The organism is Streptomyces sp. NPDC014734 (assembly GCF_043083325.1).
GTDB lineage: Bacteria > Actinomycetota > Actinomycetes > Streptomycetales > Streptomycetaceae > Streptomyces.
On record NZ_JBIBYN010000001.1, the window covers coordinates 69,990 to 96,163 of the forward strand.

Sequence of the window (26,174 nt, forward strand, 5' to 3'; positions counted from 1 at the left end):
GGCAATGGCCTCCTCGTCAGATCTGCGGTCGTACGGCATGGGTGCGGCCGACGACTGCACCGGACCCCGTCCGGGGTCCACCGTTGTTCGCGGACGGACTCAGATGCCGACCTTGATGCGCGCGAAGCGCTTCAGGGTGACACCGGCCTCGTCCAGAACCTTCTGGACCGACTTCTTGTTGTCCTTGGCGAACGCCTGCTCCAGGGCGACGACCTCCTTGAAGAAGCCGTTGACCCGCCCCTCGACGATCTTCGGGAGGGCGGCCTCCGGCTTGCCCTCCTCGCGCGAGGTGGCCTCGGCGACGCGGCGCTCGTTCTCGACCGTCTCGGCCGGGACGTCCTCGCGGCTGAGGTACTTCGGGGCGAAGGCGGTGATGTGCTGCGCGACGTCCTTGGCGACCTCGGCGTTCTCCTTGTCCAGCTCGACAAGGACGCCGACCTGCGGCGGGAGGTCGGGCATGGTGCGGTGCATGTACGCGGCCACGAAACCGCCGGTGAACTGCGCGAAGCGGTCCAGGACGATCTTCTCGCCGAGGTTGGCGTTGGCCTCGTCGACGTACGCCTGGACGGTCTTGCCGGCCTCGATCTCGGAGGCGAGCAGCGCTTCCAGGTCGGCCGGGGAGGTCGCGGCGACGTGGGCGGCGAGCGTGTTGGCGACGTTCTGGAACTTCTCGCCCTTGGCGACGAAGTCCGTCTCGCACTTCAGCTCCAGCAGAACGCCGGAGGTCTTGTCCTCGGAGATGAGGGAGACGACGGCGCCGTTCTCGGCAGAACGGCCCTCGCGCTTGGCGACGCCCTTCTGGCCCTTGATACGGAGCGCCTCGACGGCCTTGTCGACGTTGCCCTCGGCCTCGTCGAGCGCCTTCTTGCAGTCCATCATGCCGGCGCCGGTCAGCTCGCGGAGCTTCTTGACGTCAGCGGCGGTGTAGTTCGCCATGAGTCTGGGTTTCTCTCTCGAAGTCTGAAAGATCTACGGGTGGACGGCGGGGGCGGTGCTTGTGGCACCTGCCCCCGCCGTCATCAGCCGTGACGGGTGTCAGGCCTGCTCGGCGTCCGCGGCCGGGGCCTCGGCCGGCTTCTCGGTGGCCTCGACAGCAGCCTCGGCGGCGGCCTCGGCGGGCTTCTCGGCGTCGGCGACCTTCTCGGTCTCGGCGGAGGACTGCACCTCGGCGTCGGCCTTCTTGTCGCCCTCAAGCAGGTCGCGCTCCCACTCGGCGAGCGGCTCGCCGGCGGCCTTCTCGCCCGGCTTCGAGTCACCGGTGGCGGCACCGGAACGGGCGATGAGGCCCTCGGCGACGGCGTCGGCGATCACGCGGGTGAGCAGGGTGACGGAGCGGATCGCGTCGTCGTTGCCCGGAATCTTGTAGTCGACCTCGTCGGGGTCGCAGTTGGTGTCCAGGATCGCGACGACCGGGATGTTGAGCTTGCGAGCCTCGCCGACGGCGATGTGCTCCTTCTTGGTGTCGACGATCCAGACAGCGCTCGGCACCTTCTGCATCTCGCGGATACCACCGAGGGTCTTCTCCAGCTTGGCCTTCTCGCGGGAGAGGACCAGGAGCTCCTTCTTGGTGAGGCCGGAGGCGGCCACGTCCTCGAAGTCGATGAGCTCCAGCTCCTTCAGGCGCTGAAGGCGCTTGTAGACGGTGGAGAAGTTGGTGAGCATGCCACCGAGCCAACGCTGGTTGACGTACGGCATGCCGACGCGCGTCGCCTGCTCGGCGATGGCCTCCTGGGCCTGCTTCTTGGTGCCGACGAACATGATGGAGCCGCCGTGCGCGACGGTCTCCTTGACGAACTCGTAGGCGCGGTCGATGTACGACAGCGACTGGAGCAGGTCGATGATGTAGATGCCGTTGCGCTCGGTGAAGATGAAGCGCTTCATCTTCGGGTTCCAGCGACGGGTCTGGTGACCGAAGTGGACGCCGCTCTCCAGCAGCTCCCGCATCGTGACGACGGCCATGGCCGTACTCCTTGAGGTACTCGGTTGTCGCGTCGGCAGGATTGCCGTCGCGCCTGACGCCCCGACGCGCCGTGCCACGAGGGACCGAGGAGCGCGGCCACCGTCCGCTGAGAGGGAGGTGGCGGGGCGTGCGAAGTCGACCCGGTGACCCGGATCGCCATAGGAAGTGTACGGGACGGCTCGGGTGCCGGGTGACGGCGCTGTCCACAACGGGCCGGCCGTCCACAGATCCGGTCCATGATCCCCCGCGATCGCGGTGGTGCGGGACGGTTCCGTCATGCGACACACCCCCGGTCCGACCGCCTCCCGCCGGCTCTCCCGCCGCTGCCTCCGCCGCCCCTCCCGGCCCGACTCCCGACCCGGTTCCCGCCGCGGAACGGGGCTCCGCCGCGCCGCCGCCGTGGCGACGGCGGCGCTTCTCGTGCTGCTGTGCGGCATCCGGGACGTCACGGCCGGGGCCACGACGTCCGCGTCCCCGGGCACCGCCCGGGCGTCCGCGCCGACGCCCCCGTCCGGGCCCGCCCCCGAAGGTTCCGTCCTCGCGCCGACGCCGACCGTCGGCCGGACGTGGCCGCTCGCCGGGCGTCCTGCGGTCGTCCGGGGCTGGGAGCCACCGGCTCACGCCTACGGGCGTGGCCACCGCGGCGTGGATCTCGCCGCGGAACCGCGCGTGACGGTACTGGCCGCGGCCTCGGGCCGGGTGGCCTTCGCGGGGCCGGTGGCGGGGCGCGGGGTGGTGACGATCGAGGTGGCCGGGACCGGCGACCCGCCCTTGCGGATCACGTACGAGCCGGTGCGCGCGCTCGTCGCCGAGGGCGACCGGGTGACGGCCGGGCAGGCCGTGGCGGTACTGGGGCCGGGACCGTTCCACTGCGCGTCGGGCTGTCTGCACTGGGGGCTGCGGCGCGGTGACGCGTACCTGGATCCACTGTCGTTGCTGCCGCCCGGACTGCTGCGGCGCGGCCCGTCCCGGCTGCTGCCGGTGTTCGGCGTCCCGGAACCCGGCCCGTCGGCCGACGGGTCCGGGAAGGCCGAAGAAGTGGCGGGGGCCGAAGAAGTGACGGGAGCGGAGGAGACCGGGAAGACCGGGGGCGGGCTCGCCGCCCCCGGCGTCGTGCTCGCCGCCGTACGGCGGCGGTCTCAGTCCCGTACGCCGCGTACGCCGCGCAGGATCATGGCGACGGCGGTGTCCGCGATCACGTCCGGCTCCTCCGCCACACCGAGTTCGATACGCCGGACCGCTGCGTCGACCGAGCCCTGCAACAGCATCGCCGCGAGCCTCGGCTGCTCGTGGCCGAGTTCGCCGAGCGCCTCGACGATCATGGCGATCAACCCGCCGTGCGCGGCTCTGATCTTCTCGCGTGCGCCGGCGTCCAGCTCGCTCGCGGAGATCGCGACGACGGCCCGGTGCCGCCGGTCCCCGACGAGGTCGAGCTGTCGGCGCACATAGGCCTCGATCTTCGCCTCGGGCGTGGCGACCTGCTCCATCGCGTTCTCGACCTCCGCCGCCCAGACGGGGAAGTCGACGGCGCACAGCTCCTCGACGACGGCCGCCCGGGAGCGGAAGTACTCGTAGACAGAGGACCTGGCGAGGCCCGTACGTTCGGCGAGGGCGGGGAAGGTCAACGCCTCCGTCCCTCCCTCGGACAGCAGGGAGCGTGCGGCGTCCAGGAGGGCGCCGCGCTGCATGGTCCGGTGCTCGGCCACCGAGGCCGCTCGAATCCTGGGCACACGTCCACTTTACGGCGACCGGTGTTCGAGCGGGTGCGCGCGCCCCCCGAATGATTGGCCGAAGCGGCCATGGACGGCGTCGGCCGACGGTGCTCTCAGCGACCGGCGTCGGCGAGCTTCGCACGCAGTTGCAACACCGATTTGGTGTGAATCTGGCTGACCCGGCTCTCGGTGACGCCGAGCACGTTGCCGATCTCGGCGAGCGTCAGGCCTTCGTAGTAGTAGAGCGTGACCACGGTTTTCTCCCGCTCCGGGAGCGTGTTGATCGCCCGGGCGAGAAGTCGTCTGAGCTCACGGTCCTCGGCGACCTCCACCGGATCGTCGGCTGCGGTGTCCTCCAGCGTGTCCATCAGGCTCAGCCGGTCCCCGCCCTCGCCGCCGACGTGCAGGAGCTCCTCCAGCGCGACCACGTTGGCCAGTGACAACTGGCTGAAAACCGAATGCAGTTCCTCCAGCGCGATGCCCATTTCCGCGGCGACCTCCGGCTCGGAGGGGGTCCGCCGCAACTGCGCCTCCAGCGTGGCGTAGGCACGTTCCACGGCCCGCGCCTTCTGACGCACCGATCGGGGGATCCAGTCGAGCGCCCGGAGCTCGTCGATCATCGCGCCCCTGATGCGTGTGATCGCGTAGGTCTCGAACTTGATCGCGCGCTCGATGTCGAACTTCTCGATCGCGTCGATCAGTCCGAACACACCGGAGGAGACGAAGTCCGCCTGCTCGACGTTGGAGGGCAGGCCCACGCTCACCCTGCCCGCGACGTATTTCACCAACGGCGAGTAGTGCAGGATCAACTGTTCCCGCAACCGCTCGTCGCCCGTGGACTTGTACGAACGCCACAACTCGTCGAGAGAGGAGGGGGCAGAGGGGCGCACAGTGCCACGCGCAGCCGGTGGTACTGCCGCGCGGTCAGACCCGGAGGTGTGCTGGGGCATGTGGTGCCTTGAGCCGTTCTGTCTGCTGTGAAGTGCTGGGATCGGGGGACTTGTGCCTGATGCGGAATCCTTGTGAGCGTAGCGTGACTGAGTCGTCGCGGTCCGCGCAGGGCGGCGGATCGGCGCCGTACGATTCCGGCCGATCGGACATGGCCGCGGTCCGGGGCCGTCGCGGCACGCGTCGGCCCCGGGGGCGCGCCGAGGGACCGGCCGAGGTCGTCGGCATCACCTTTTCACCCGAATGCGCCAGGTCAAGTACCGCCTCGCCGCGCGTCGCCATTGCGTGTCGGCCGTCGCGTCAACTGCCATCCGTCGCCCTGTCGTTCGACGAACCCCAGTGAGTGCAGTTCGTACAGTCGGCCGAGTGCTTCGTCGGTGCTGGTCCCGGCGGCGCGCGCCACGTCCCGGCCGCCGACGGTCCCGTGGTACGGCAGCGCGTCGAGGACGGCGGCGGACTCGGCGTCGAGGAGGTCCCGGGCCCGCACGGGGCCACCGCGGACGGGGGCCAGGTCGCCGATCTCACCCACCAGTTCGACGACTTCCGAGGCGCTCGTCACCAGGACGCCCTCGCCCCGAAGGAGCTCGTGGACCCCCGCGGACAACCCGCTGGTGGCCGGGCCCGGCACCCCCATCGTGAAGCGGCCGAGCCGCTGGGCACTGCGCGCGGTCACCAGCGAACCGCTTCGGTGTTCGGCCTCCACCACGACTGTTCCCCGCGTCAACGCGGCGATGACCCGGTTCCGCAGGATGAATCTGCTGCGGGTCGGATGACCGGACGGTGGCAACTCGCCGACGACGAGTCCCTGTTTGGCCATGCGTCCGATCAACTCGGCGTGTCCCCTGGGATAGGCGACGTCCACCCCGCAGGCCAGGACGGCCATCGTCGCCCCGTCGACGGCGAGCGCGCCGCGGTGTGCCGCCCCGTCCACCCCGAACGCCGCCCCCGACACGACCACCCATCCCGACTCCGCGAGGCCCGCGCCGAGGCTCGCCGCCATATGGGCCCCGTACGGTGTGCAGGCGCGGGCGCCGACCACGGCGACCGAACGCAGCGCCCAGAGACGCAGGTCACGCGGCCCCCGCACCCAGAGACCGATCGGCCGGGCATCGCCCAGGTCGTCGAGCTGGCTGGGCCACTCCAGCTCGCCGGGGCACACGAAGCGCCCGCCGAGCGCGGCGACGGCCGCCAGGTCCTCCTCGGGCTTGCCGTGTTCGGCCCGCAGCCGGTACCCGTCGAGGCGCTTCGTGGTCATTCCGTCCAACCGTCGCGCGGTCGCGTCCCCGGCGGTGAGCCGTCGCAGCAGTTCGACGGCCCCGTGCTCGCGCAGCCAGCGGCCGGCGCGCTCGTCCCCGGGCTCCAGGACGCGGGTCAGTGCGGCCCGCGCCAGCCGTTCCCGATCGCCGGTCCCCTTACCCGGCTCCGCACCGGACTCGCACGCCGTTCCCCCTCCCGGTTCCCGTCCCGCTCCCGGCTCCGGTCCCCGTCCCGATTCCGGTCCCTGTCCCGATTCCGGTTCCCGTCCCGGTCCCGCGGCGCTCTCCGGGAGGCGGCGAGCCCACCTCTCTCGTCCGTGCTCCGCACCCGCCGTCATGACGCACCGGCCCGCACCGCGGCCCCCCGGGGGATTCCGGTGCGCAGTTCCAGCGCCACCGCGACATCGGAACCGTCCGGGCGGTCGGCACCGCGCAGATCGGCGACCGTCCAGGCCACCCTGAGGACGCGGTCCAGCCCTCTGGCGGTGAGCAGGCCGCGTTCCATGTCCCGTTCCGCCTCCAGGAGCGCGCCCGGCGCCGGAACCAGCCGGGTCCGCAGTTCGTGACCGGGGACCTCGCTGTTGGTGCTCCACCCGGTGCCGGTCAGCCGGTCCGCCGCCCGCGCCCGGGCCTCCCGGACCCGGGCCGCGACGACGGCCGTCGACTCCCCTCTGCCGCCCTGCCCCATCAGGTCCTTGCGTCCGACCCGGTCGACGGTCACGCGCAGGTCCACCCGGTCGAGCAGCGGCCCGGACAGCCTGGCCTGGTAGCGCCGGACCATCGAGGGAGGGCATTCGCAGCCGTCGCCGCCGAGCGAGTGCCGGCCGCACGGGCAGGGGTTGGCGGCCAGGACCATCAGGAACCTCGCGGGCAGCCGCACCACGCCGGCGCTCCGTGCCACCACCACGTGCCCGGCCTCCAGCGGCTGGCGCAGCGCGTCCAGCGCCCGTACGGAGAACTCCGGCGCCTCGTCCAGAAAGAGGATTCCCCGATGGGCCAGGGACACCGCACCGGGCCTCGGCAGCCCGTTGCCCCCGCCGACCAGCGACTGCATCGTCGCCGAATGGTGCGGCGCGCAGTAGGGCGCGCGGGTGACCAGCGGCTCCCCGGGCGGCAGGAGCCCCGCCACGGAATGCACCGCGGTGACTTCGAGGGACTCCTTCCTGGTCAGCTCCGGCAGGATCCCCGGCAGGCGCTCGGCCAGCATCGTCTTGCCGGCGCCCGGCGGACCGGACAACATCAGGTGGTGGCCGCCCGCCGCGGCGACCTCCAGCGCCATGCGGGGCCGTTCCTGTCCCGCCACGTCCGCCAGATCGGGCGCGTGGCCGTCGCCCCGGCCGGGTCCGGGGACGAGGCCGGTGCCGGTACCCGCGCCGGGCACCAGCAGCCCGGCCAGCATCGCGTCCGGCCGCCCCCGGTCGTCCTTCCGCTCGTCCGGCACCGGTTCGTCGCAGAGCACCGCGATGAGCTGCCGCAGGCTGCGCACCCCGAGCACCGAGACGCCGGGCACCAACGCCGCCTCGCCCGCGGTCTGCTCGGGCACGACGACCTCGCGATAGCCTGCCTCCGCCGCGGCGAGCACGGCGGGCAGGACACCGCGCACCGGCCGCACCCGGCCGTCCAGCCCGAGTTCCCCGATCATCACCACATCGGCGATGGACTCCGGATCGATCCGCTCCGCCGCCCCCAGCACCGCGCAGGCGACCGCCAGATCGAACCCCGAGCCGGCCTTGGGCACGGACGCGGGCGACAGCCCCACCGTGAGCTTCTTCTGCGGCCACTCGGCCCCGGAGTTCACCACCGCGGCCCGCACCCGGTCCCGGCTCTCCACCAGGCTCTTGTCCGGGAGGCCCACCAGGGTGAACGCGGCCACCCCCGCCTCCAGGTCGGCCTGGACCTCCACCACCACACCCTCGACGCCGACCAGCGCCACCGAACACGCCCGCGCGAACCCCATCAGGCCACCCCGCGCACATGCTCGACCACGGGTGCCCCGCGCCTGGGCAGCAGCACACCGACCAGATCGATGCGGACCCCGCCCGGCGGCCCGCCGCACCGGTGCAGCCGGATCCCGGCCAGACGGCGCAGCCGTTCCGCCTTGCGCGGTGTGATCGCGGCCATCGGATGCTCGAAGACACCGCCTCTGCGGGTCTTCACCTCGCACACCACGAGTACGTCACCGTCGACCGCGACGATGTCGATCTCACCGGCGCGGCAGCGCCAGTTCCGTTCCAGCACGGACATGCCGACGTCGGTCAGCAGCCGCACCGCCCGATCCTCGCCGTACCGCCCGAGTGCGCCCCGTGCGTTCATATCGGCACCACCTCCGGGGCCGACTCTGACGGGTTCGGCCCCGGTTGGTGGATCTTGGTGGACAACTCCGGGATTGTGGATATCCCGGCCACCCGTACGTGCGAATCAGCCCTCCGGTGGAGACGTCTCAGCCACCCGGAAGTTCGAGATCGCTCTTGTTGAGCTCCTCGATGTTGACGTCCTTGAACGTCAGCACGCGTACCTGTTTGACGAAGCGTGCGGGCCGGTACATGTCCCAGACCCAGGCATCCGCCATCGACACTTCGAAGAACACCTCGCCCTGGACCGAGTGCACCTGCATCTCGTAGTCGTTGGTGAGGTAGAAGCGCCGTTCGGTCTCGATCACGAATTTGAACAGACCGACGACGTCTCGGTACTCCCGGTAGAGCTTCAGCTCCATCTCGGTCTCGTACTTTTCGAGGTCCTCGGCGCTCATTGGCATGTTCCCCTTCAGCCGTGCGTCCCCCCATTGTGCGCCAGGGAACGGCTCCCCGGGCCCTCAGGCGGATTCGGGGGGCAGAACCATCGGCGTACGCGGAGGACCCTCGTCGAGCAGCGTGCGCAGCAACTCGGCGAGCCTGGTCGGGTACACCGTCTCACGCGCCGCCGACAGTTCGGCGGAGGTCCACCATCTCAGCCCCGCGATGCTGCGCCGCTCCAGTCCGGTCTGTCCTCGGGTGTCGGTGGCGGTCCGGGTCGTGCGGGCCAGGTAGTACCACTCGTCCTGTTCCCAGCGCCTCCCGTCGAAGGGGAAGGAGCACTGCCGTCGCCAGAGCAGGGGCCCGAGTTCGGCGTCGGTGATGCCGGTCTCCTCGGCGAGCTCGCGCAGTGCGGCCGCCTCCCGGGTCTCGTCACCCTCCAGACCGCCTCCCGGAGTGAACCACCAGGTGCTTTGGGGATCCTCCGGTTCGTATCCGTGCATCAGGAGAATGCGGTCGTCGGGGTCCAGGAGCACCACACGGGCGACCTTCCGCTTCTCAACGTGCACCGTTCGTCGTCCTTTCCCGCGCACGCCGTGCCGACCGGGCCGCGATCGGGCCGTACGCGGAACCGGCGAGGATGAGCACCACACCCGTCACCACGGCGGCCAGTTGCAGCCGCAGCGGCCCGGGCGACGAGACTCCGCCGGGCAGGGAGGCGAAGGCCTCCGGCCGCTCGACCATCCCGTCCATCGGCCAGGCGATGGCGTCCACCCGGGCCCGCACCGCGTCGCGCGGTACGGATCCCTGTCCACTGTCGTTCAGGTGGACCCGTGAATCCAGGGACGACCTGCGTTCGTCACCGAGCAGGAAGAGCTGCCCCTGCGGCACGTCGGCCGTGAAGCTGTCCGTCGAGGCGGGGTCCTTCCCCTGCAGATACGGTTCTTCAACGGCCTTGCCGTTGATCGTGAGCCGACCCCTGTCGCAGCAGGCGATCGTGTCGCCGCCGACCCCGACGACCCGCTTCACCATGGGCATGTCGCCCCACGCCGAATCCGTGAAGACCACCACGTCGCCGCGGCGGACCTCACTGCCGTCGATCCGCTCGGCGAGCACCCGGTCACCGGCGTGCACCGTCGGGGTCATCGACTCGGTCGGCACGGTGTAGGGCTTGTACACCACGGCGGCCCAGGCGAAACCACCGAGGAAGAGCACACAGCCGACGGCCACGGCCAGCCCCGACAGCATGCTGCCGAGCCGACCGCGGCCGTCACCCGTACGTCCTGTTCCACTCATCCCAGCGCCCCCGCATCGGAGATCGACAATCGCTGATCCGAGTCGGCACCCTACCCGGCGGTACGCTCCCGGGTCAGCCTCCTGCGGCGCCAGAGCACGAGAGGCACCGCGCCGGCCACGCCGAGCGCGCCGGGGGCCAGGCTCATCGCCGCGTTCACCTTCGTGTTGATGCCCGGCTGGTCGAAGGTCTTCGGGATGGGCAGGGTCGCCCAGCGGTTGATCGGCCATGCCACGACGATGGCCCGGCCGACCACCTCGTCGTTGGAGACCGTGCCACCTCCCGGCAGTTCCTGGTGGTAGCGGGAGTCGAGGGAATTCTGGCGGTGGTCGCCCATCACCCAGATCCGGCCCTCGGGAATGGTGATCGGGCCGAACGGCTCGTCGTTGCAGGGGGTGTTCCCCGGGAAGATGAACGGCTTGTCGTCCAGGGCCTTGCCGTTCACCACGACCGGCCCGTCCTTCTTGCACTCCACCGTGTCGCCGCCGACCGCGATGACCCGCTTGATCAGGTCCTTCTCCTCGGCGGACGGCATCAGTCCGATGAAGCTGAGGAACTTCTGCACCACATTCGGCTCGGGTGCCTGGGTGTCGTCCAGCCAGCCGCCCGGGTCGTGGAAGACCACGACCTCGCCGCGCTCGGGCTCCGAGCCGAACCACGGGGTCAGCTTGTCGACCAGCACCCGGTCACCCCGTTGCAGCGTGTTCTGCATCGACTCCGAGGGGATCGAGAACGCCTGCACCAGAAACGTCTTGATCAGCAGTGCGAGGACCAGCGCGATACCGATGAGCAGGGGCAGCTCCTTCCAGAAGGAGCGCGGCTTCTGCTGTCCCCTGCCGTCGCCGTCACCCACCGCACCCTCCGCCGTCGCCCCGGCGGACTCGGCGTGATCCGAATGCTCCGGCCTGTCCTCGGGTTCGTGTCCGGATCGTGCGCCGACCGCCAAGTCCCCCACATCCACTCCTTACTCCGTGCCACCGCCTGCACCCCAACCGGTGCAGGCCCACCACTCCCATAACGAGCGGGAGTTCCGCAGGGGTCGGGAGAGGGATCATTCCGTCGGGATCCTCGGACACCACACTATTCGACCGGCCCGACGCGGCGGCCGTCCCAGTGCGCGCGTCCGGGACCGAGTCGAATGTTGCCGGTTCCTCCAGTTTTCGCCAGTGGGAGAACGGCCAGGCTATGACCACCGCCCGCCCCACGACGTCGTTCTCGGGAACCGTTCCGTGGCCCGGCTCGTCCAGGTGGTAGCGCGAATCGGCGGAATCGGAGCGATGGTCGCCCATCACGAAGAGCCGCCCGGCCGGAACCTTTACCTCGAATTTGATGAGGGAGGGCGGATTGCCCGCGTACAGATAGGGCTCGTCGAGGGGCACACCGTTCACGGCGATCCGGCCGTCCTTGTCACAGCATGTCACCGTGTCGCCGCCGACCGCGACCACGCGCTTGATCAGGTCCTGCTCGTCGTCGGACGGCAGAAGTCCGACGAATGTCAGCGCCTGCTTCACCTGCTTGACGACGACGGGCGACTCCTTCCGGCCCGCGTTCTCGTTCCTCAGCCACTTGTCGGGGTCCTTGAAGACGACCACGTCGCCGCGCTCGGGCCGCGATCCGAACCAGGGCGTCAGCTTGTCCACCAGCACCCGGTCGCCGATCCGGATGGTCTGCTCCATGGATCCGGACGGGATCACGAAGGCCTGCACCAGGAAGGTCTTGAGGATCAGGGCGATCACCAGTGCCGCGACGACGAGCAGGGGCATCTCCCGGAGCGTCGACCTGCGGCGCCGCCGCTCGGCCGAGCGGGCATCTCGCCGGCGCTCCGCCCGGGACGGCCGGTCCCTCTCGGACGGCCGCTCCGCCCCCGGCGCCGGGGAGGCGGCGGGCACCGAGGCGGCACCGGCCTCCGGCTCGTCCTCGTCCGGTCGCCGGTCCGGGCTACCCATGGGCCCCGCCCGGCGCCGGTACGCCGGTGAAGGCCGCGCTGTCCGGCAGCGAACCCATCCGGCGCAGCGGCCAGCCGATCCAGTCCACCCTGCCGATCACCCGGCCGACCGGGACCATGCCGCCGCCCGGCTCTCCCAGATGATCGCGCGAGTCGCGGGAATTGCTGCGGTGGTCGCCCATCATCCACAGGGTGCCCTCGGGCACGACGATGTCGAAGCGCACCCGGGAGGGCTCGTCCCCCGGGTGCAGGTAGTCCTCCGCGAGCGGATGGCCGTTCACCTCGATCCGCCCGCGCCGGTCGCAGCAGACCACCCGGTCCCCTCCCACACCCACCACCCGCTTCACGTAGTCGGTCTCGGCGGGCTCCGCCAGGCCCAGGGAGGCCGCCGCCCGGTGCAGCAGTCCGGCGACGGGGTTCTCCCGCGGCGGCTCCTGCACGAAGGATCCGGTGCCGTCGAAGACCACCACGTCGCCGCGGTGCGGCCCGGAGCCGAAACGGTACGCCAGCTTGTTCACCATCACCCGGTCCCCCACGTGCAACGTGGGTTCCATCGAACGGCTGGGGATCAGGTAGGGCCGCACCACGAACGCGCTGAGAAGCAGGACGAAGGCCGAGCAGGCGGCACCCAGCACGGCGGTCCGCCGCCAGGAGATCGAAGTGGCCGTCCGGGACGGCATACGCGAGGAGCGCGATCCCTCCTCCGGCCCCGTTGCGGGTGCGGAGGAGCGATCGCGCTCCGGGTGCTTGGCTTCCGTGTCCATCGGGGCCAGAGCTTAACGGTCTGACCTGTGGACCAGGGAGTCAGCTCAGTTGTCGCGCTTCTCCTTGATCTTCGCGGCCTTGCCGCGCAGCTCACGGAGGTAGTACAGCTTGGCGCGACGGACGTCACCGCGGGTGACGAGCTCGATCTTCTCGAAGATCGGGCTGTGCACCGGGAAGGTGCGCTCGACGCCGACGCTGAAGGAGACCTTGCGGACCGTGAAGGTCTCGCTGACACCGGCACCCTGACGACGGATGACGACGCCCTTGAACTGCTGGATACGGGAGCGGTTGCCCTCGATCACTCGCACGTGGACGTTGACGGTGTCGCCGGGGCGGAACGCCGGGAGGTCGGAACGCAGCGACGCGGCGTTGACGCCATCGAGCAGGGAAGACATGTTGTCTGCTTTCTTCGCCGATGCCACAGGTCATCGACGGGAGGTAGTGAGGATGGGTTGCCGCTCGCACCGGTCGGACGTCTGGGCCGTCCCCATGCGCATGAGGACGTGGTGGCCGCTCCCCCTGTGGCAGGGGCGCACGACGGACGTACAGCAGCCGCCTATTCTTCCACGGCTTCGGGCCTGCGCCAAAATCGGCCCCCCGGCTCCGGGGACCAGCCCAGGATGGAGAGGATCTCGCGGTCCTTCTTGTCGAAGCCGTTCGCCTCGCAGCGCTCGATGAGGTCGGGCCGGTGGAGCGCGGTGCGCCGGAAGGCCTCGTCCCGGCGCCAGCGCGCGATCTTCCCGTGATGACCGCTGAGCAGGACGTCCGGAACGCCGCGGCCCCGCCACTGGGGCGGCTTGGTGTAGACGGGCCCCTCCAGCAGATCGGCCATCGCCCCGGGGGCGAAGGAGTCGTCCCGGTGGGATTCGGCGTTGCCGAGCACTCCGGGCAGCAGCCGGGCCACCGCCTCCGTGATCACCAGCACCGCGGCCTCCCCGCCCGCCAGGACGTAGTCGCCGATGGACACCTCGACGACCTGTACGCGGGTCGCGTACTCGTCCGTCACCCGACGGTCGATGCCCTCGTAGCGGGCCGGGGTGAAGATCAGCCACGGGCGCTCGGAGAGTTCGACGGCGAGTTCCTGGGTGAACGGGCGACCGCTGGGCGTGGGCACCACGAGCACGGGTGCGTGCGCCCCGGACTCGTAACCGCTCGCCAGGACGTCGTCCAGCGCCTCTCCCCAGGGTTCGGTCTTCATGACCATGCCGGGGCCGCCGCCGTACGGAGTGTCGTCGACCGTGTGGTGCCGGTCGTGGGTCCAGTCCCGGAGGTCGTGGACGTGCACGTCGAGCCGGCCGCCCGTACGGGCCTTGCCGACCAGCGAGACGTTCAGCGGTTCCAGGTACTCGGGGAAGATCGTGACGACGTCGAGCCGCATCAGGCGTCCTTCCCGGTCCCGGGCGCCTCGGCCCCGTCGGCAGTCCCTTCGCTCCCGGCCGTGTCCGTCGCGTCCTCGTCGCGCGAGGAGGCGATCACGGCCTCGCTCTCGTCGATCAGCCCCGGTGGCGGGGCGATCACCGCACGCTGTTCCTCCAGGTCGATCTCGGTGACGATCTCCTCGACGAACGGGATCATCACCTCGCCGCCGTCCGGCCGCTCCACGATGAGCAGGTCCTGCGACGGCAGATGCGCGATCTCGGTGATCCGGCCGATCTCGGTACCGTCGGCGAGGACCACGTCGAGGTCGACGAGCTGGTGGTCGTAGAACTCCTCGGGTTCCTCGGGGAGTTCCGCCGGGTCGACCTCGGCGATCAGGAGCGTGTTGCGCAGCGCCTCGGCGGCCGTACGGTCGCGCACGCCCTCGAAGCGCAGCAGCAGCCGTCCGCTGTGCACCCGGCCGGTCTCGATCGTCAGCGGTCCGGCGGTGGGCGGATCGGTCGCGAGCACGGCTCCGGGCCCGAGCCGCAGCTCCGGCTCGTCCGTACGCACCTCGACGGTGACCTCGCCCTTGATGCCGTGGGCACGGCCGATCCGCGCGACTACCAACTGCACCTTGTGTCTCTCCTGTCATACGACGACGGGCCGGGGCGGGCGCATGGCCCTCCCCGGCCCGTGCCGGTGTTCAACTTGTCAGCGAACCTGATCCACATCGACGAGGTCGACGCGGATACCACGGCCGCCGATGGCGCCCACGACGGTCCGCAGCGCGCGAGCGGTACGGCCGTTGCGGCCGATCACCTTGCCGAGGTCGTCGGGATGGACCCGGACCTCCAGCACGCGACCGCGACGCAGGTTGCGCGAGGCTACCTGCACGTCGTCAGGGTTGTCGACGATGCCCTTCACGAGGTGCTCGAGAGCCTCCTCGAGCATGCTCAGGCCTCGGTCGACTCGGCGGGCGCGGCCGCGTCAGCAGCCTCGTCCGCCTTCTTGTCGGACTTCTTGGCCTTCTGCGTGATGGCCTCGCCCTTGGCCTCGTCGCCGTCGCCCAGGCTCTCGAACAGGGCGCGCTTGACGGTCTTGGGCTCCGGCTGCAGCAGCGGCGCGGGGGCCGGGAGGCCCTTGTGCGCCTGCCAGTCACCGGTGAGCTTCAGGATCGCGAGAACCGGCTCGGTCGGCTGGGCGCCGACGGACAGCCAGTACTGCGCGCGCTCCGAGTTGACCTCGATGCGCGAGGGGTTCTGCACCGGGTGGTACAGGCCGATCTCCTCGATGGCCCGGCCGTCACGGCGGGTACGGGAGTCGGCGACGACGATGCGGTAGTGAGGCGAACGGATCTTGCCCAGACGCTTCAGCTTGATCTTGACTGCCACGGAAGTGGTGTCTCCTGGTCTATGACGTGGTTGGGCACAACGAAGATGCCACGTGGGGTTTGCGGTACTCGGGTGCCCGATGGACGCGTCAGCCGGAGGAGAGAGGGGTCCTGTGCGACTGTCGAGTACAGCTAGCCATTGTGCCACACCTCATGAGGTCACCCCACAGCGACCGCTGCTTCCGGGATGCGGAACGGCTTCCCGCATCCGCCGCAGACGATCGGAGCCTGTGCCAGGACCGACGGGACGACGCGTACGTTGCGTCCGCAGTCGCAGACGGCCTTGACCCGGACGCCTCCTCCGGAGGAACCGTGCCGGGCCGCCGGGCCTCGGAACGAACGCTTGGTGTCGGCGGCGGTCGCGACCGTGTGCGCCTTGAGCGCACGCTGCAGCCGCTCGATGGTCGGCCGGTAGCGGCGCTTGGCCTCCGGGTTGAGGGCGACCAGCGAGAAGCCACTGCTGGGGTGGGGCTCCTCGGCGTGGTCGAGACCCAGCTCCTCGGCGATCGCGAGAAATCTACGGTTGTGATAGCGGCCTGCCCGAGAGGTGTCGCGGACACCTCGCGCGGCGGCAATGCCATGGACTGCCTCGTGGAGCAGTCGCTCGAAGGAGAGTTCGGCGCCACAGGCGGACGAGGACTCTCCGATCAGGGACTCGGGAGCGGCTAGATCCGGCAGCTCGGGGTGGTACCGCTGAATATCGGCCCACGCCTGCGCCAGCTCTGCGGCAAGTACAGGTGGTGTCGTGCTCACGTCGTGACAACGAGCGCGAACGCCCCGGTGTTCCGATTCCGGGCCATCCCAAATAATTTGCACGTACCAGTCAGTTGCCCTTGATGCGTCCCGACGAGGGCGGGTGCGCAGATCTACGGAGAACTCTCACAGCTCACGCCAAGGTGGTACGTAGTGATGCGTACGCCCGGACGCGTAGACGGACGTCCGGGCGCGTAGACGGGCACGCGGCGGGACGCGTGGACGGCCGCGTGGAGCGACGCGTGGAGGGCCACCGTACGCGGGTTGCCGGGCGGTCCTCCGCAGCGGGTGCGGTGTCGCGCGCGGCTCTCGAAGTGCCCGGCTCCGGATGTCGGGTCAGACTGGGGGAGGCGCGGGCGGCACCGGTTCCGGACGCCCGCCCATCGGCTCCCGCCCGTCGACGGGCGTCCGTCCCCCGGAGCGGTTTCCTCCGGGCGCGTCGGCGCCCTCGGGGCGTGCGCGCGGGCGCGCGCTTCCCCGGTCCACCGACGGGGAGCGGTCGCGGTCGCGACCAGGGGCATCCACTCGGGCACGACCGATCGGACAGGACCGACCTCCCGGCGGATAGGGGCGCTTCCATGACACCAACGCTCGTCCGGCACCACAGCCGCACGGTCACGGCCACCACCGGTGCCGCCGCCGCGACGGACCCCGGCACCCGCGCCCGCGACTGGGCGGAGATCCAGGAACGGATGCTCGCGCCGTTGTACGAGGCGGTGTACGAGCGGCTCGAAGTGGGGGCCGACGCCCGGGTCCTCTCCCTCGGCTGCGGCTCCGGTCTCGCCCTGTCGATCGCGGCGGCACGCGGAGCGCGCGTCACCGGCGTCGACACCGACCCGGACCGACTGGCGCTCGCCCGGACCCGGCTGCTGCCGGGTCCGGGCGAGGTCGTTTCCCCGGCGGACGGCCACCGGCTCCTGGACGGTGACCCGTCCGCGGCGGCTCCGGCGGACGGCATCCCGTACGACCTGATCACGGCGTTCACGCCGATCGGCTGCTCGGACGGCGACGACGAGCGGCTGGTGGGCGCGCTGCGCGCAGCGGTGCCCCTGGCCGCCCGGGGCAGCACGGTCGTCCTGACCGGGTGGGGCCCGCCGGAGCGGTGCGCGACAGCGCCCGTGCTCCGGGTGGGGGGCCGGGGGTCCGACGGGATCCGCAAACCCCGCCCGGGGGGCTGGCGTCCGTCGCGCCGGGACGACCTCGAAGAGGTGGCGTTCCGGGCCGGTCTGCGGCCGGACGGCTCCGGGCGGGTCGCCTGCCCGTTCGACTACCCGGACCTGGGCAGCGCGGTACGCGGACTGCTGTCCACGCGAATGTTCGACACGGCGGTACGGGCGACGGATCCGCAGCGGGTCGCCGAGGACGTGGCGCGAGCCCTGCGCCCGCACCGGCGCCCGGACGGCACGGTCCGGATGCCGAACGTCTTCCGCTACCTCGTGTGCACCGTCTGAGCCGTGCGTGCGGTGACCTTCTGAGCCATCCGTGCGGTGACCGTTCGAGCCGTGCGTGCGGGTGCCGCTTCCGCTGTCCTCCCGCCCCCGGGGCCCGCGCTACTTGGCCAGGCGGGCGATGCCGGCCGCCCGGTAGGCCGCTGCCTCGTCCAGGGTCTCGTTCGCCAGCAACGCCGCGGCCAGCGCGTCCAGCCGGTCCCGGTTCTCGCGCAGGAGCCGGCACGCCGTCTCGTAGCACTCGTCGACGATGCGTCGCATCTCGCCGTCCACGGCGTCCAGCGTCGCGGGGGCGGCCGACAGTCCGTACGCCTGCTGCGCGTCGCCCGGGATGGCCGTCAGCCGGCCCACCTTGTGGCTCATGCCCCAGCGGCCGACCATGCCGCGGGCCAGTTGGGTGACCTGTTCCAGGTCGCTCTCCGCTCCGGTGGTGATCACGCCGAACACCACCTGCTCGGCGGCCATCCCGCCGAGCGCGCCGATGATGCGGCCCCTCAGGTAGTCCTCGGTGTAGGCGTACTTGTCGGCCTCCGGCGTCGAGAGGGTGACGCCCAGGGCCCGGCCGCGCGGCACGATGGTGACCTTGCGGACCGGGTCGGCCCCCGGCTGGACCATGCCGAGCAGGGCGTGTCCGCTCTCGTGGTAGGCGGTCCTGCGGCGGTCCTCGTCGGACATGACCAGGGAGCGTTCCGCGCCCAGCTGGACCTTTTCCAGGGCGTCCGAGAAGTCCGACCGGCTCACCTCGGTCTGTCTGCGCTTGACGGCGAGGAGCGCTGCCTCGTTGGCGAGGTTGGCCAGATCGGCGCCGGTCATGCCGGGGGTCGTGGCGGCCACCTGGGCCAGGTTCACATCGGGGCCGAGCGGGATCTGCCGGGTGTGGATCTCCAGGATCGCCTCCCGGCCGCTCCGGTCGGGCGGGCTGACCTGGACGATCCGGTCGAAGCGGCCGGGCCGGGTGAGCGCGGGGTCGAGGACGTCCGCGCGGTTGGTGGCGGCGAGGACCACGACGCCCTCGGAGCCGGAGAAGCCGTCCATCTCGGTGAGGATCTGGTTCAGGGTCTGCTCGCGTTCGTCGTGGCCGCCCATGCCGGAGCCGCCGCCGCGGGCCCGCCCGATGGTGTCGATCTCGTCGATGAAGACGATGGCGGGGGCGACCTTGCGCGCCTCGGCGAAGAGTTCCCGCACCCGGCTCGCGCCGACGCCGACGATCATCTCGATGAACTCGGAGGCCGACGCCGAGAAGAACGGCACACCGGCCTCGCCCGCGACGGCCCGGGCCAGCAGCGTCTTGCCGGTGCCGGGCGGCCCGGCGAGGAGCACTCCCCCGGGCATCCGGGCACCCATCCTGCGGTATGCCTGCGGGTTCTTCAGGAAGTCCACGACGTCGTTGAGTTCGCCCTCGACCTCGTCGATCCCGGCCACGTCCTGGAACGTGGTGCGCGTGGCACCCTCCAGTGCGACCGGCTTGGGCGGGGCCTTGCGCCCGAAGCCGCCGAGCCCGCCGCCCATGCCCCTGGCCATCCGCCGGGCGACGAGGACCCAGAGCAGTACGAGCAGCAGCATCGGGGCCAGCGAGATCAGCAGGTTCGCGAGGAAGCTGCGTTGCTGGACGACCGGCTCCGCGGTGACCATGACGTCGTCCTTGACCAGCTCCGCCCAGAGGTTGTCGTCCGCGAAGGCGGGGCGCTGGGTGACGAACCTGGTGTATTTCTCGTCGGTTCCCGGAACCTTCGATTCCTTCTTGAGCTGGCCCTCGATGGAATCGCCCTTGGAGTAGATCTTGGCGACATTGCCCGAGGTGACCTGCTTGCTGAACTCCGTGTAGGCGATCGTCCGTTCCTCGGCGCCGTTGAAGAAGGACAGCACCAGGTTGGCGATCAGGTAGACGACGAGCGCGGTCAGCAGCAGTCCGCCCCAGCCTCCCGGCATCTTCCGGCCCGGCGGCTGGGGCGGTGGGGCCCCCTCGGAACGCCACGGCTGGTCGGTTCGATCGCGGGGAGGTACGGGACTGGTCACGCGGGCTCCTCTGCCGACGGCCGTTGAATGCGACATTAGAGGAGAAAACCCGCCGAAGCCCTTCGTGGGCCCGCCCAGTGGGCCCACAGGGGGACGGATGCCCCCGCGGACGCCCGGCACACACGAGTGAGGGGCACCCGCCGACGGCGGGTGCCCCTCATCCGGGCCGCGGGGCGATCAGCCCATGAACTTCTTGAACTCGTCCGGCAGCTCGAAGTCCTTGTCGCCCGGGGCCGGAAGGCCGGGCGCACCGCCCTGTGCCGCCTGGGCACGACGGGCCGCCGCCGCCTGCTCCTCGGCCTTGCGCTTCATCGGGTTGCCGCTCTTGCGCTTGCCCTTGGCCTGCTTGACCTGCTTCTTCTGACGGCCGGGGCCACCACCCATGCCGGGCATCCCCGGCATGCCGGGCATGCCGCCGCCCTGTGCCATCTTCGACATCATCTTGCGCGCGTCGAGGAAGCGCTCCACGAGGTTCTTCACGGCGCTGACCTCGACGCCGGACCCCTTGGCGATGCGCGCCCGGCGCGAGCCGTTGATGATCGTCGGCTCGGCCCGCTCCTTGGGGGTCATCGACTTGATGATCGCGCCGGTACGGTCCACGTCGCGCTCGTCGATGTTGTTGATCTGGTCCTTGATCTGCCCCATGCCGGGCAGCATCCCGAGCAGCTTGGAGATGGAGCCCATCTTCCTGACCTGCTCCATCTGGGCCAGGAAGTCGTCGAGCGTGAAGTCCTTGCCCTTGCTGGACGCCAGCTTGGAGGCCATTTTGGCGGCCTCTTCCTGGCTGAAGGTCTTCTCCGCCTGCTCGATCAGGGTGAGCAGGTCACCCATGTCGAGGATGCGGGACGCCATGCGGTCGGGGTGGAAGGCGTCGAAGTCGTCGAGCTTCTCACCGTTCGACGCGAACATGATCTGCTTGCCCGTGACGTGCGCGATCGACAGGGCCGCGCCACCGCGGGCGTCGCCGTCGAGCTTGGACAGCACCACACCGTCGAAGCCCACGCCGTCGCGGAACGCCTCGGCGGTGTTGACCGCGTCCTGGCCGATCATCGCGTCGACGACGAAGAGGATCTCGTCGGGGCTGACGGCGTCGCGGATGTCCGCGGCCTGCTGCATCAGCTCCTGGTCGATGCCGAGGCGGCCGGCGGTGTCGACGATCACCACGTCGTACTGCTTGGACCTTGCGTGCTCGATGGAGTCCTTGGCGACCTGGACCGGATCGCCGACGCCGTTGCCCGGCTCGGGTGCGTACACCGCGACACCGGCCCGGTCGGCGACCACGCTGAGCTGGTTGACCGCGTTGGGGCGCTGGAGGTCGCACGCGACGAGCAGCGGGGAGTGGCCCTGCCCCTTGAGCCAGCGGCCGAGCTTTCCGGCCAGGGTGGTCTTCCCGGCGCCCTGGAGACCCGCGAGCATGATCACGGTCGGCGGGTTCTTGGCGAACCGCAGCCGCCGGGTCTCGCCGCCGAGGATCGAGACGAGCTCCTCGTTGACGATCTTGACGACCTGCTGGGCCGGGTTCAGCGCCTGGGAGACCTCCGCGCCGCGCGCCCGCTCCTTGACGTTCGCGATGAAGGACCGGACGACGGGCAGCGCGACGTCCGCTTCGAGCAGGGCGATACGGATCTCGCGGGCCGTGGCGTCGATGTCCGCCTCGGACAGGCGGCCCTTGCCCCGGAGGTTCTTGAAAGTCGCGGCAAGGCGGTCGGAGAGAGTATCGAACACGGCGCTCGTCGGTCCTCGGGGTCGGGGGCGGTACGGATCGCTCCTAGGGTAACCGGCCCGGGCGGGCGGACGCCCTTGCCCGCCGTATTCGCCCGGGGCGCGCAGGGGGCGGGCGGCGCTCCGCCGGCCGGCGGGGCCGCGCGGCACCTCACCGGAGCGCGTCCTCCAGCGAACGCGCCAGGGCCGTCGCCTCCGGGTCCGGGAGCGGAGTGCCGTCGTCCCGGGTGACGTAGAAGGCGTCCACGGCGTTCGCGCCCAGCGTCGACACGTGCGCGCTGCGCACCCGTACCCCGCTCCGTTCCAGTGCGCGGCCGATCCGGTGCAGCAGCCCGGGTGCGTCCTGGGCCCGTACCTCGATCACCGTCGCCCGCCGCGAGGCCGCCGCGGCGACCGTCACCCTGGGCGGCGGGGCCTCCGCCCCGCGGCGGCGCGGGTGGGCGGCCCGGCGCCCGGCGAGACGGGCGCCGATGTCCGACGGGCCCGCCAGGGCGCGCACGAGGTCGGCCCGGAGCCGGTCGGCCCGCGGCAGGGCGCCGTACTCGGCAGCGACCCGCCAGCGGAGCAGCAGCAGGCCGCCGGGGGCGCCGCCGGTCACCTCGACGGGGAGGTCCGGGGCGCTCAGTTCGGCGGCGCGCACGGTGAGACGGTGCAGGGCGAGGACGCCCGCGACGGTGGGCAGGGCCCCGGGACGGTCGGGCAGGACGACGAGGAGTTCGGCCCCGACGGGTTCGGGTTCGCCGTCCCCGGACGATGCGTCGTACCCGTCCGGTGCCGCTGTCCGGGTGCGCAGGGCGAGTGCGGGACCGCCGGTGCGCAGCGCCTCGACCGCGAGCCGTTCCTCCTCGGCGCTCGGCCCGCGCGGTTCCGGTGGTGCCGGGGCGCTGCCGTCCGACACGGCGGCGACGCGCCGGACGAGGTCGGCGACGAGGGAGGCGCGCCAGGCGGACCGGGCGGCGGGGCCGGTGGCGAGGGCGTCGGCCTCGGTGAGGGCGTGCAGGAGTTCCAGGGTGGCCGGGGAGGAGACCGCCTCGGCGACGGCGTCGATGGTCGCGGGATCGTCGAGGTCGCGCCGGGTCGCGGTCTCGACGAGCAGGAGGTGGTGGCGCACGAGGGTGGCGATCACCTCGGCGTCGTGCCGGTCGAAGCCGATCCGGGCTGCGGTGTCCCGGGCGATGACCTCTCCGGTGACGGAGTGGTCGCCGGGCCCGGGCCGTCCCTTGCCGATGTCGTGCAGCAGGGCGGCGACGAGCAGGAGGTCGGGCCGGCCGACCCGCCGGGTGAGCGAGGAGGCCCGCACCGCCGTCTCGACGAGGTGGCGGTCGACGGTCCAGGTGTGGACGGGGTCGCGCTGGGGGCGGCAGCGGACGCGTTCCCAGTCCGGGAGCAGCCTTGTGATCAGTCCCTCTGCTTCGAGCGCCTCCCAGACGGGGACGGCGGCCCGGCCCGCGCCGAGCAGGGTGACGAGTTCCTCCCGGGCCTCGGCCGGCCAGGGCACGGGGAGCGGGCGGGCGGTGGTGGCGAGGCGGCGCACGACGTGGCGGGAGAGCGGGAGTCCGGCCCGGGCGGCCGCCGCGGCGGCGCGCAGGACGAGCACGGGGTCGTGCTCGGGGCGGGCGGTACGGGCGAGGACGGCCTCGCCGTCGGATTCGACAACGCCGTCGGCGAGCGGGGTGCGTTCACCGGCGGTGGTCCGTCCGCCGCCGAACAGCGCGCGCGACCGGGGGCGTGCGGAACGGGCGCGCAGGACGCGGTCGACCTCGCGCCAGGTGACGTCGGCGGCGTACGCGACGGTGCCGGCGGCCTCGTACACCTGCCGGAGCAGGGCGTCCGCGTCGAGCACGCCGAGGGCACCGGCGACCTGGTCCTGTTCCGGGAGGGCCAGGCGGTCGGTGGCGCGGCCGGTGGTGAGGTGGAGCGCGTCGCGGACGTCGAGGAGGGTGCGGCGGGCCTCGGCGAGGCCTTCGCGCGGGGCGTCGGCGACCCAGGAGGAGGCGACGGCCCGCAGCGCGGTCGTGTCGCGCAGTCCGCCGCGGGCCTCCTTGAGGTCGGGTTCCAGGAGGAAGCGGAGTTCGCCGTGGCGTTCGGCGCGTTCGCGGCAGAGGTCGGCGAGGGCGGGCAGACGCCGGGGGGCCTGGTCGCGCCAGTCGGCGAGTACGGCGGTGCGCAGGGCGGCGACGAGAGCGAGGTCTCCGGCGACCGGCCGGGCGTCGAGCAGCCCGAGCTGGACCTTCAGGTCCTCGCCGGCCGTCCGGCGGGCCTCGGCGGGGGTGCGTACGGAGTGGTCGAGGGCGAGGCCGAGGTCCCAGACGGGGTACCAGAGGAGGTCGGCGAGGGCGGCGACGGCTCCGGTACCGGCCTTGCCGTCGTGCAGGAGCAGCAGGTCGAGGTCGCTGCGCGGGGAGAGTTCGCCGCGGCCGTGGCCGCCGACGGCGACGAGGGCGGCGCCGCGGACGCCCGCCCGGTCGGCCGCGGCGGTGAACAGCGCCGCGAGCCATGTGTCGGTGAGCGAGGCGAGGGCGGTGCGGCGCGACGGTCCGGACCGTCCGGTGTCCTGGAGCAGGCGCAGTCGGGCCGCCGCGTAGCCGCCCGGCTCCGGGGCGCCGGACGCGGGGGGTGTTTCGGTGTTCGTCATCCGGCCGCCTTTCGTTTCGGAACCGCCGACGGTTCGGGTGTGTCCGGCGGGTCGCCGACCCGCCGCGGTCGCCGCGTCGGCGGTTCGGGCGTGTCCGGGGGGCTTCGGGCCCGGTGCGGGCGCCGCGTCGGCGGCGGCCGGCGTCATGGGCGATCAGCCCGTGTCCGGGCGTCCGGTCGCGGCCCGCGGAACCCGGGCCGCGACCGGATCAGAGCGCGTCCGGGCCGCGCTCGCCGGTCCGGACCCGGACCGCGGTGTCGACCGGCACGCTCCAGACCTTGCCGTCACCGATCTTGCCGGTCCTGGCCGCCTTCACCACGATGTCGATGAGCTGTTCGGCGTCCTCGTCCTCGACGAGCACCTCGACGCGGACCTTGGGGACGAGGTCGACGGTGTACTCGGCGCCCCGGTAGACCTCGGTGTGACCGCGCTGCCGTCCGTACCCGCTGGCCTCCGTGACCGTGAGGCCCTGGACGCCGAAGGCCTGGAGGGCCTCCTTGATCTCGTCGAGCCGGTGCGGCTTCACGACCGCGGTGATGAGCTTCATGCGTCCACCTTCTTCGTCCGTGGTGCTGTCGTGGCGGCCGGTGCCGTCGCCGGGACGGCGGCTGTGACGCGCGACGCCGCTCCGCCGCCCGCCCCGCTGAACTCGTACGCGGTCTCGGCGTGTTCGGCCCGGTCGATGCCGGAGATCTCGTCGTCCTCGTCCACCCGCATCCCGATGGTCCGGTCCAGGAGGAAGGCGAGGGCGGCGGAGGCGGCAAGGGAGTACGCGAGGACGGCGAAGACCCCGATCGCCTGCTTGCCGAGCTGGTCGAGGCCCCCGCCGTAGAAGAGCCCCTTGGCGTCGGACTGGACTCCGCCGGTGGCGAGGAGTCCGACGAGGAGGGAACCGACGATGCCTCCGACGAGGTGGACGCCGACGACGTCCAGGGAGTCGTCGTAGCCGAACCGGTACTTCAGTCCGACGGCCATGGCGCAGAGCACGCCGGCGACGGCACCGACCACGATCGCGCCGAGCGGGCTGACCGCGCCGCCGGACGGCGTGATGGCGACGAGGCCCGCCACCGCGCCGGAGGCGGCGCCCAGAGTGGTGAAGGAGCCGTGGCGCAGCTTCTCGTAACCGAGCCACGCGAGCATCGCGGCTCCGGTGGCGACCTGGGTGTTGACGAACATGACCGCCCCGACGCCATCGTCGTTGCCCAGCCACGAGCCGGCGTTGAAGCCGAACCAGCCGAACCAGAGCAGCCCGGCACCGAGCATCACCAGGGGCAGGCTGTGCGGCCGCGTCGGGTCCTTGCCGAAGCCGACGCGCCTGCCGATGACGAGGATCACGCCGAGCGCCGCGGCGCCCGCGTTGATGTGGACGGCCGTGCCGCCGGCGAAGTCGATGACGCCGAGTTCGTAGAGCCAGCCACCCGCGCCCCAGACCCAGTGGGCGACCGGGAAGTACACGACGGTGACCCACAGCGTGATGAACAGCGCCCAGGAGGTGAACTTCACCCGGTCGGCGAGGGCACCGCTGATCAGTGCCGGGGTGAGGACGGCGAACATCAGCTGGAAGACGGCGAAGACGTAGACCGGGATCGTGTATCCGTCCCAGAGCTGGGTGACGCCGATCCCACTGAGCCCGAGGTAGTCCGGGCTCCAGCCGACGACGGAGCCGATGTCCGTGCCGAACGCGACGGCGAATCCGTAGAGCACCCACAGGACCGTGACGATCCCGAGGCTGATGAAGCTCATCATCAGCATGTTGAGGGTGCTCCTGACCCGGACCATTCCGCCGTAGAAGAAGGCGAGAGCCGGAGTCATGAGCATCACCAGGGCCGAGCAGATGAGCATGAACCCGGTGTTGGCGGCAGACAGTGCCGGGGGGTCTGCGGCAAGCGTCGTCATGCCTGGGGGCATCGGCGTCTCCTCGTCGTCGGTGCGGCCGCGGGCGGGCCGGGCGGGAGCACGTGCGGGCCGCGGGGGAAGGGGCGGACCGTCGTGCGCGGCGGGATTCGCCCGGCGCGTTTCCCCCGACATTCACCCGGCACGGTTTCCGGCGACGCCGCACGGTGTTTCGCGTCGGTGACGAAGAGGTACGGCGTGTTACGGCCCCATGAACCGGCGGTGCCACGGGCGACGGACCCGGTCGGCGACGGACCCGCCGGGTCGACGTCGTACCCGCCCCCGGCCCCGGCTCCCCGCGTGCTGCCGCACCGGCCCGGGGGGCAGCACGGCCGCCGGCGGGCAG

25 protein-coding genes and 1 pseudogene are annotated in these 26,174 nt (G+C 71.6%); 2 read left to right on the forward strand and 24 right to left on the reverse strand.

Translation table 11 applies throughout. The features are described from left to right. Positions 1–99 precede the first annotated feature (99 nt). Positions 100–936 carry a translation elongation factor Ts gene (gene tsf, locus ACF1CT_RS00365; protein WP_391781511.1) on the reverse strand — a complete coding sequence of 279 codons (837 nt, stop codon included), beginning with the start codon at positions 934–936 and terminating at the stop codon, positions 100–102. A 99-nt stretch (positions 937–1,035) separates the two neighbouring features. Continuing rightward, entirely contained in the window at positions 1,036–1,959 is a 924-nt protein-coding gene (gene rpsB / locus ACF1CT_RS00370) for a 30S ribosomal protein S2 (RefSeq protein ID WP_391781512.1), read from the reverse strand. A 277-nt stretch (positions 1,960–2,236) separates the two neighbouring features. On the opposite strand from rpsB, the pseudogene ACF1CT_RS00375 reads away from it, so the two are divergent. After that, positions 2,237–2,827 (forward strand): annotated as a pseudogene (locus ACF1CT_RS00375) (peptidoglycan DD-metalloendopeptidase family protein); the annotation flags it as partial. 272 nt (positions 2,828–3,099) lie between these two features. On the opposite strand, the gene ACF1CT_RS00380 reads toward ACF1CT_RS00375, so the two are convergent. The 17 genes from ACF1CT_RS00380 to ACF1CT_RS00460 form a co-directional block, all read right to left on the reverse strand. Further along, entirely contained in the window at positions 3,100–3,666 is a 567-nt protein-coding gene (locus ACF1CT_RS00380) for a TetR/AcrR family transcriptional regulator (RefSeq protein ID WP_391782143.1), read from the reverse strand. Between the two features lie 119 nt (positions 3,667–3,785). After that, positions 3,786–4,622 (reverse strand): RNA polymerase sigma factor WhiG, encoded by an 837-nt coding sequence (whiG, locus tag ACF1CT_RS00385; RefSeq protein WP_391781513.1) that lies wholly within the window; start codon positions 4,620–4,622, stop codon positions 3,786–3,788. A 251-nt stretch (positions 4,623–4,873) separates the two neighbouring features. Further along, entirely contained in the window at positions 4,874–6,214 is a 1,341-nt protein-coding gene (dprA, locus tag ACF1CT_RS00390) for a DNA-processing protein DprA (protein ID WP_391781514.1), read from the reverse strand. Further along, the gene (locus ACF1CT_RS00395) at positions 6,211–7,833 is read right to left on the reverse strand and encodes a YifB family Mg chelatase-like AAA ATPase (protein ID WP_391781515.1); all 1,623 of its coding nucleotides are present in this window, start codon (positions 7,831–7,833) and stop codon (positions 6,211–6,213) included. Before ACF1CT_RS00395 ends, dprA begins: the two co-directional genes overlap by 4 nt. Further along, positions 7,833–8,189 (reverse strand): YraN family protein, encoded by a 357-nt coding sequence (locus ACF1CT_RS00400; protein ID WP_391781516.1) that lies wholly within the window; start codon positions 8,187–8,189, stop codon positions 7,833–7,835. Before ACF1CT_RS00400 ends, ACF1CT_RS00395 begins: the two co-directional genes overlap by 1 nt. A 127-nt stretch (positions 8,190–8,316) precedes the next feature. Continuing rightward, on the reverse strand, positions 8,317–8,625 hold the full coding sequence (locus ACF1CT_RS00405; RefSeq protein ID WP_043444228.1) for a DUF2469 domain-containing protein: 309 nt from the start codon (positions 8,623–8,625) through the stop codon (positions 8,317–8,319). A gap of 63 nt (positions 8,626–8,688) precedes the next feature. Further along, entirely contained in the window at positions 8,689–9,177 is a 489-nt protein-coding gene (locus tag ACF1CT_RS00410; protein WP_391781517.1) for an NUDIX hydrolase, read from the reverse strand. Then, on the reverse strand, positions 9,167–9,904 hold the full coding sequence (gene lepB / locus ACF1CT_RS00415) for a signal peptidase I (protein WP_391781518.1): 738 nt from the start codon (positions 9,902–9,904) through the stop codon (positions 9,167–9,169). Before lepB (ACF1CT_RS00415) ends, ACF1CT_RS00410 begins: the two co-directional genes overlap by 11 nt. A gap of 50 nt (positions 9,905–9,954) precedes the next feature. Further along, positions 9,955–10,848, reverse strand: a complete 894-nt coding sequence (gene lepB, locus ACF1CT_RS00420; protein ID WP_391782144.1) for a signal peptidase I — start codon at positions 10,846–10,848, stop codon at positions 9,955–9,957. Further along, positions 10,748–11,848, reverse strand: coding sequence for a signal peptidase I (lepB, locus tag ACF1CT_RS00425; protein ID WP_391781519.1), 1,101 nt, complete (start codon positions 11,846–11,848; stop codon positions 10,748–10,750). The genes lepB (ACF1CT_RS00420) and lepB (ACF1CT_RS00425) overlap by 101 nt, the downstream gene beginning before the upstream one ends. Further along, complete coding sequence (gene lepB / locus ACF1CT_RS00430) at positions 11,841–12,611, reverse strand: signal peptidase I (RefSeq protein ID WP_391781520.1); 771 nt, start codon at positions 12,609–12,611, stop codon at positions 11,841–11,843. Before lepB (ACF1CT_RS00430) ends, lepB (ACF1CT_RS00425) begins: the two co-directional genes overlap by 8 nt. A 45-nt stretch (positions 12,612–12,656) precedes the next feature. After that, positions 12,657–13,007 (reverse strand): 50S ribosomal protein L19, encoded by a 351-nt coding sequence (gene rplS, locus ACF1CT_RS00435; RefSeq protein WP_391781521.1) that lies wholly within the window; start codon positions 13,005–13,007, stop codon positions 12,657–12,659. Positions 13,008–13,168: 161 nt separating this feature from the next. Further along, positions 13,169–13,990, reverse strand: coding sequence for a tRNA (guanosine(37)-N1)-methyltransferase TrmD (trmD, locus tag ACF1CT_RS00440; RefSeq protein ID WP_391781522.1), 822 nt, complete (start codon positions 13,988–13,990; stop codon positions 13,169–13,171). Beyond that, the gene (rimM, locus tag ACF1CT_RS00445; protein ID WP_391781523.1) at positions 13,990–14,604 is read right to left on the reverse strand and encodes a ribosome maturation factor RimM; all 615 of its coding nucleotides are present in this window, start codon (positions 14,602–14,604) and stop codon (positions 13,990–13,992) included. The genes trmD and rimM overlap by 1 nt, the downstream gene beginning before the upstream one ends. Before the next feature lie 78 nt (positions 14,605–14,682). Next, complete coding sequence (locus tag ACF1CT_RS00450) at positions 14,683–14,922, reverse strand: RNA-binding protein (protein ID WP_005311361.1); 240 nt, start codon at positions 14,920–14,922, stop codon at positions 14,683–14,685. A 2-nt stretch (positions 14,923–14,924) separates the two neighbouring features. Beyond that, positions 14,925–15,362, reverse strand: a complete 438-nt coding sequence (gene rpsP / locus ACF1CT_RS00455) for a 30S ribosomal protein S16 (protein ID WP_391781524.1) — start codon at positions 15,360–15,362, stop codon at positions 14,925–14,927. A 158-nt stretch (positions 15,363–15,520) separates the two neighbouring features. Further along, positions 15,521–16,114, reverse strand: coding sequence for a hypothetical protein (locus ACF1CT_RS00460; RefSeq protein WP_072487235.1), 594 nt, complete (start codon positions 16,112–16,114; stop codon positions 15,521–15,523). A 578-nt stretch (positions 16,115–16,692) separates the two neighbouring features. Between ACF1CT_RS00460 and ACF1CT_RS00465 the strand changes: the two genes are divergently transcribed. Then, complete coding sequence (locus ACF1CT_RS00465) at positions 16,693–17,565, forward strand: class I SAM-dependent methyltransferase (protein ID WP_391781525.1); 873 nt, start codon at positions 16,693–16,695, stop codon at positions 17,563–17,565. 99 nt (positions 17,566–17,664) lie between these two features. On the opposite strand, the gene ftsH is transcribed toward ACF1CT_RS00465, so the two are convergent. From ftsH to ACF1CT_RS00490, 5 genes are all read right to left on the reverse strand, one after another. Beyond that, complete coding sequence (ftsH, locus tag ACF1CT_RS00470; RefSeq protein ID WP_391781526.1) at positions 17,665–19,578, reverse strand: ATP-dependent zinc metalloprotease FtsH; 1,914 nt, start codon at positions 19,576–19,578, stop codon at positions 17,665–17,667. Positions 19,579–19,755: 177 nt separating this feature from the next. Beyond that, on the reverse strand, positions 19,756–21,303 hold the full coding sequence (ffh, locus tag ACF1CT_RS00475) for a signal recognition particle protein (RefSeq protein WP_391781527.1): 1,548 nt from the start codon (positions 21,301–21,303) through the stop codon (positions 19,756–19,758). Positions 21,304–21,451: 148 nt separating this feature from the next. Beyond that, positions 21,452–23,935, reverse strand: coding sequence for a [protein-PII] uridylyltransferase (locus tag ACF1CT_RS00480; protein ID WP_391781528.1), 2,484 nt, complete (start codon positions 23,933–23,935; stop codon positions 21,452–21,454). 208 nt (positions 23,936–24,143) lie between these two features. Further along, on the reverse strand, positions 24,144–24,482 hold the full coding sequence (locus ACF1CT_RS00485; protein WP_391781529.1) for a P-II family nitrogen regulator: 339 nt from the start codon (positions 24,480–24,482) through the stop codon (positions 24,144–24,146). Further along, positions 24,479–25,843 carry an ammonium transporter gene (locus ACF1CT_RS00490; RefSeq protein ID WP_391781530.1) on the reverse strand — a complete coding sequence of 455 codons (1,365 nt, stop codon included), beginning with the start codon at positions 25,841–25,843 and terminating at the stop codon, positions 24,479–24,481. The genes ACF1CT_RS00485 and ACF1CT_RS00490 overlap by 4 nt, the downstream gene beginning before the upstream one ends. Positions 25,844–26,174: the final 331 nt, after the last annotated feature.

Coding starts and splice junctions, on each gene's coding strand:
- dprA (WP_391781514.1), bottom strand. CDS start 6,214: ATGACGGCGGGTGCGGAGCACGGACGAGAGAGGTGGGCTCGCCGCCTC.
- ACF1CT_RS00485 (WP_391781529.1), bottom strand. CDS start 24,482: ATGAAGCTCATCACCGCGGTCGTGAAGCCGCACCGGCTCGACGAGATC.
- ACF1CT_RS00490 (WP_391781530.1), bottom strand. CDS start 25,843: ATGCCCCCAGGCATGACGACGCTTGCCGCAGACCCCCCGGCACTGTCT.
- tsf (WP_391781511.1), bottom strand. CDS start 936: ATGGCGAACTACACCGCCGCTGACGTCAAGAAGCTCCGCGAGCTGACC.
- lepB (WP_391781519.1), bottom strand. CDS start 11,848: ATGGGTAGCCCGGACCGGCGACCGGACGAGGACGAGCCGGAGGCCGGT.
- whiG (WP_391781513.1), bottom strand. CDS start 4,622: ATGCCCCAGCACACCTCCGGGTCTGACCGCGCGGCAGTACCACCGGCT.
- ACF1CT_RS00400 (WP_391781516.1), bottom strand. CDS start 8,189: ATGAACGCACGGGGCGCACTCGGGCGGTACGGCGAGGATCGGGCGGTG.
- ACF1CT_RS00395 (WP_391781515.1), bottom strand. CDS start 7,833: ATGGGGTTCGCGCGGGCGTGTTCGGTGGCGCTGGTCGGCGTCGAGGGT.
- ACF1CT_RS00450 (WP_005311361.1), bottom strand. CDS start 14,922: ATGCTCGAGGAGGCTCTCGAGCACCTCGTGAAGGGCATCGTCGACAAC.
- trmD (WP_391781522.1), bottom strand. CDS start 13,990: ATGCGGCTCGACGTCGTCACGATCTTCCCCGAGTACCTGGAACCGCTG.
- rplS (WP_391781521.1), bottom strand. CDS start 13,007: ATGTCTTCCCTGCTCGATGGCGTCAACGCCGCGTCGCTGCGTTCCGAC.
- lepB (WP_391781520.1), bottom strand. CDS start 12,611: ATGGACACGGAAGCCAAGCACCCGGAGCGCGATCGCTCCTCCGCACCC.
- ACF1CT_RS00405 (WP_043444228.1), bottom strand. CDS start 8,625: ATGAGCGCCGAGGACCTCGAAAAGTACGAGACCGAGATGGAGCTGAAG.
- lepB (WP_391781518.1), bottom strand. CDS start 9,904: ATGAGTGGAACAGGACGTACGGGTGACGGCCGCGGTCGGCTCGGCAGC.
- ACF1CT_RS00480 (WP_391781528.1), bottom strand. CDS start 23,935: ATGACGAACACCGAAACACCCCCCGCGTCCGGCGCCCCGGAGCCGGGC.
- rpsB (WP_391781512.1), bottom strand. CDS start 1,959: ATGGCCGTCGTCACGATGCGGGAGCTGCTGGAGAGCGGCGTCCACTTC.
- ACF1CT_RS00465 (WP_391781525.1), top strand. CDS start 16,693: ATGACACCAACGCTCGTCCGGCACCACAGCCGCACGGTCACGGCCACC.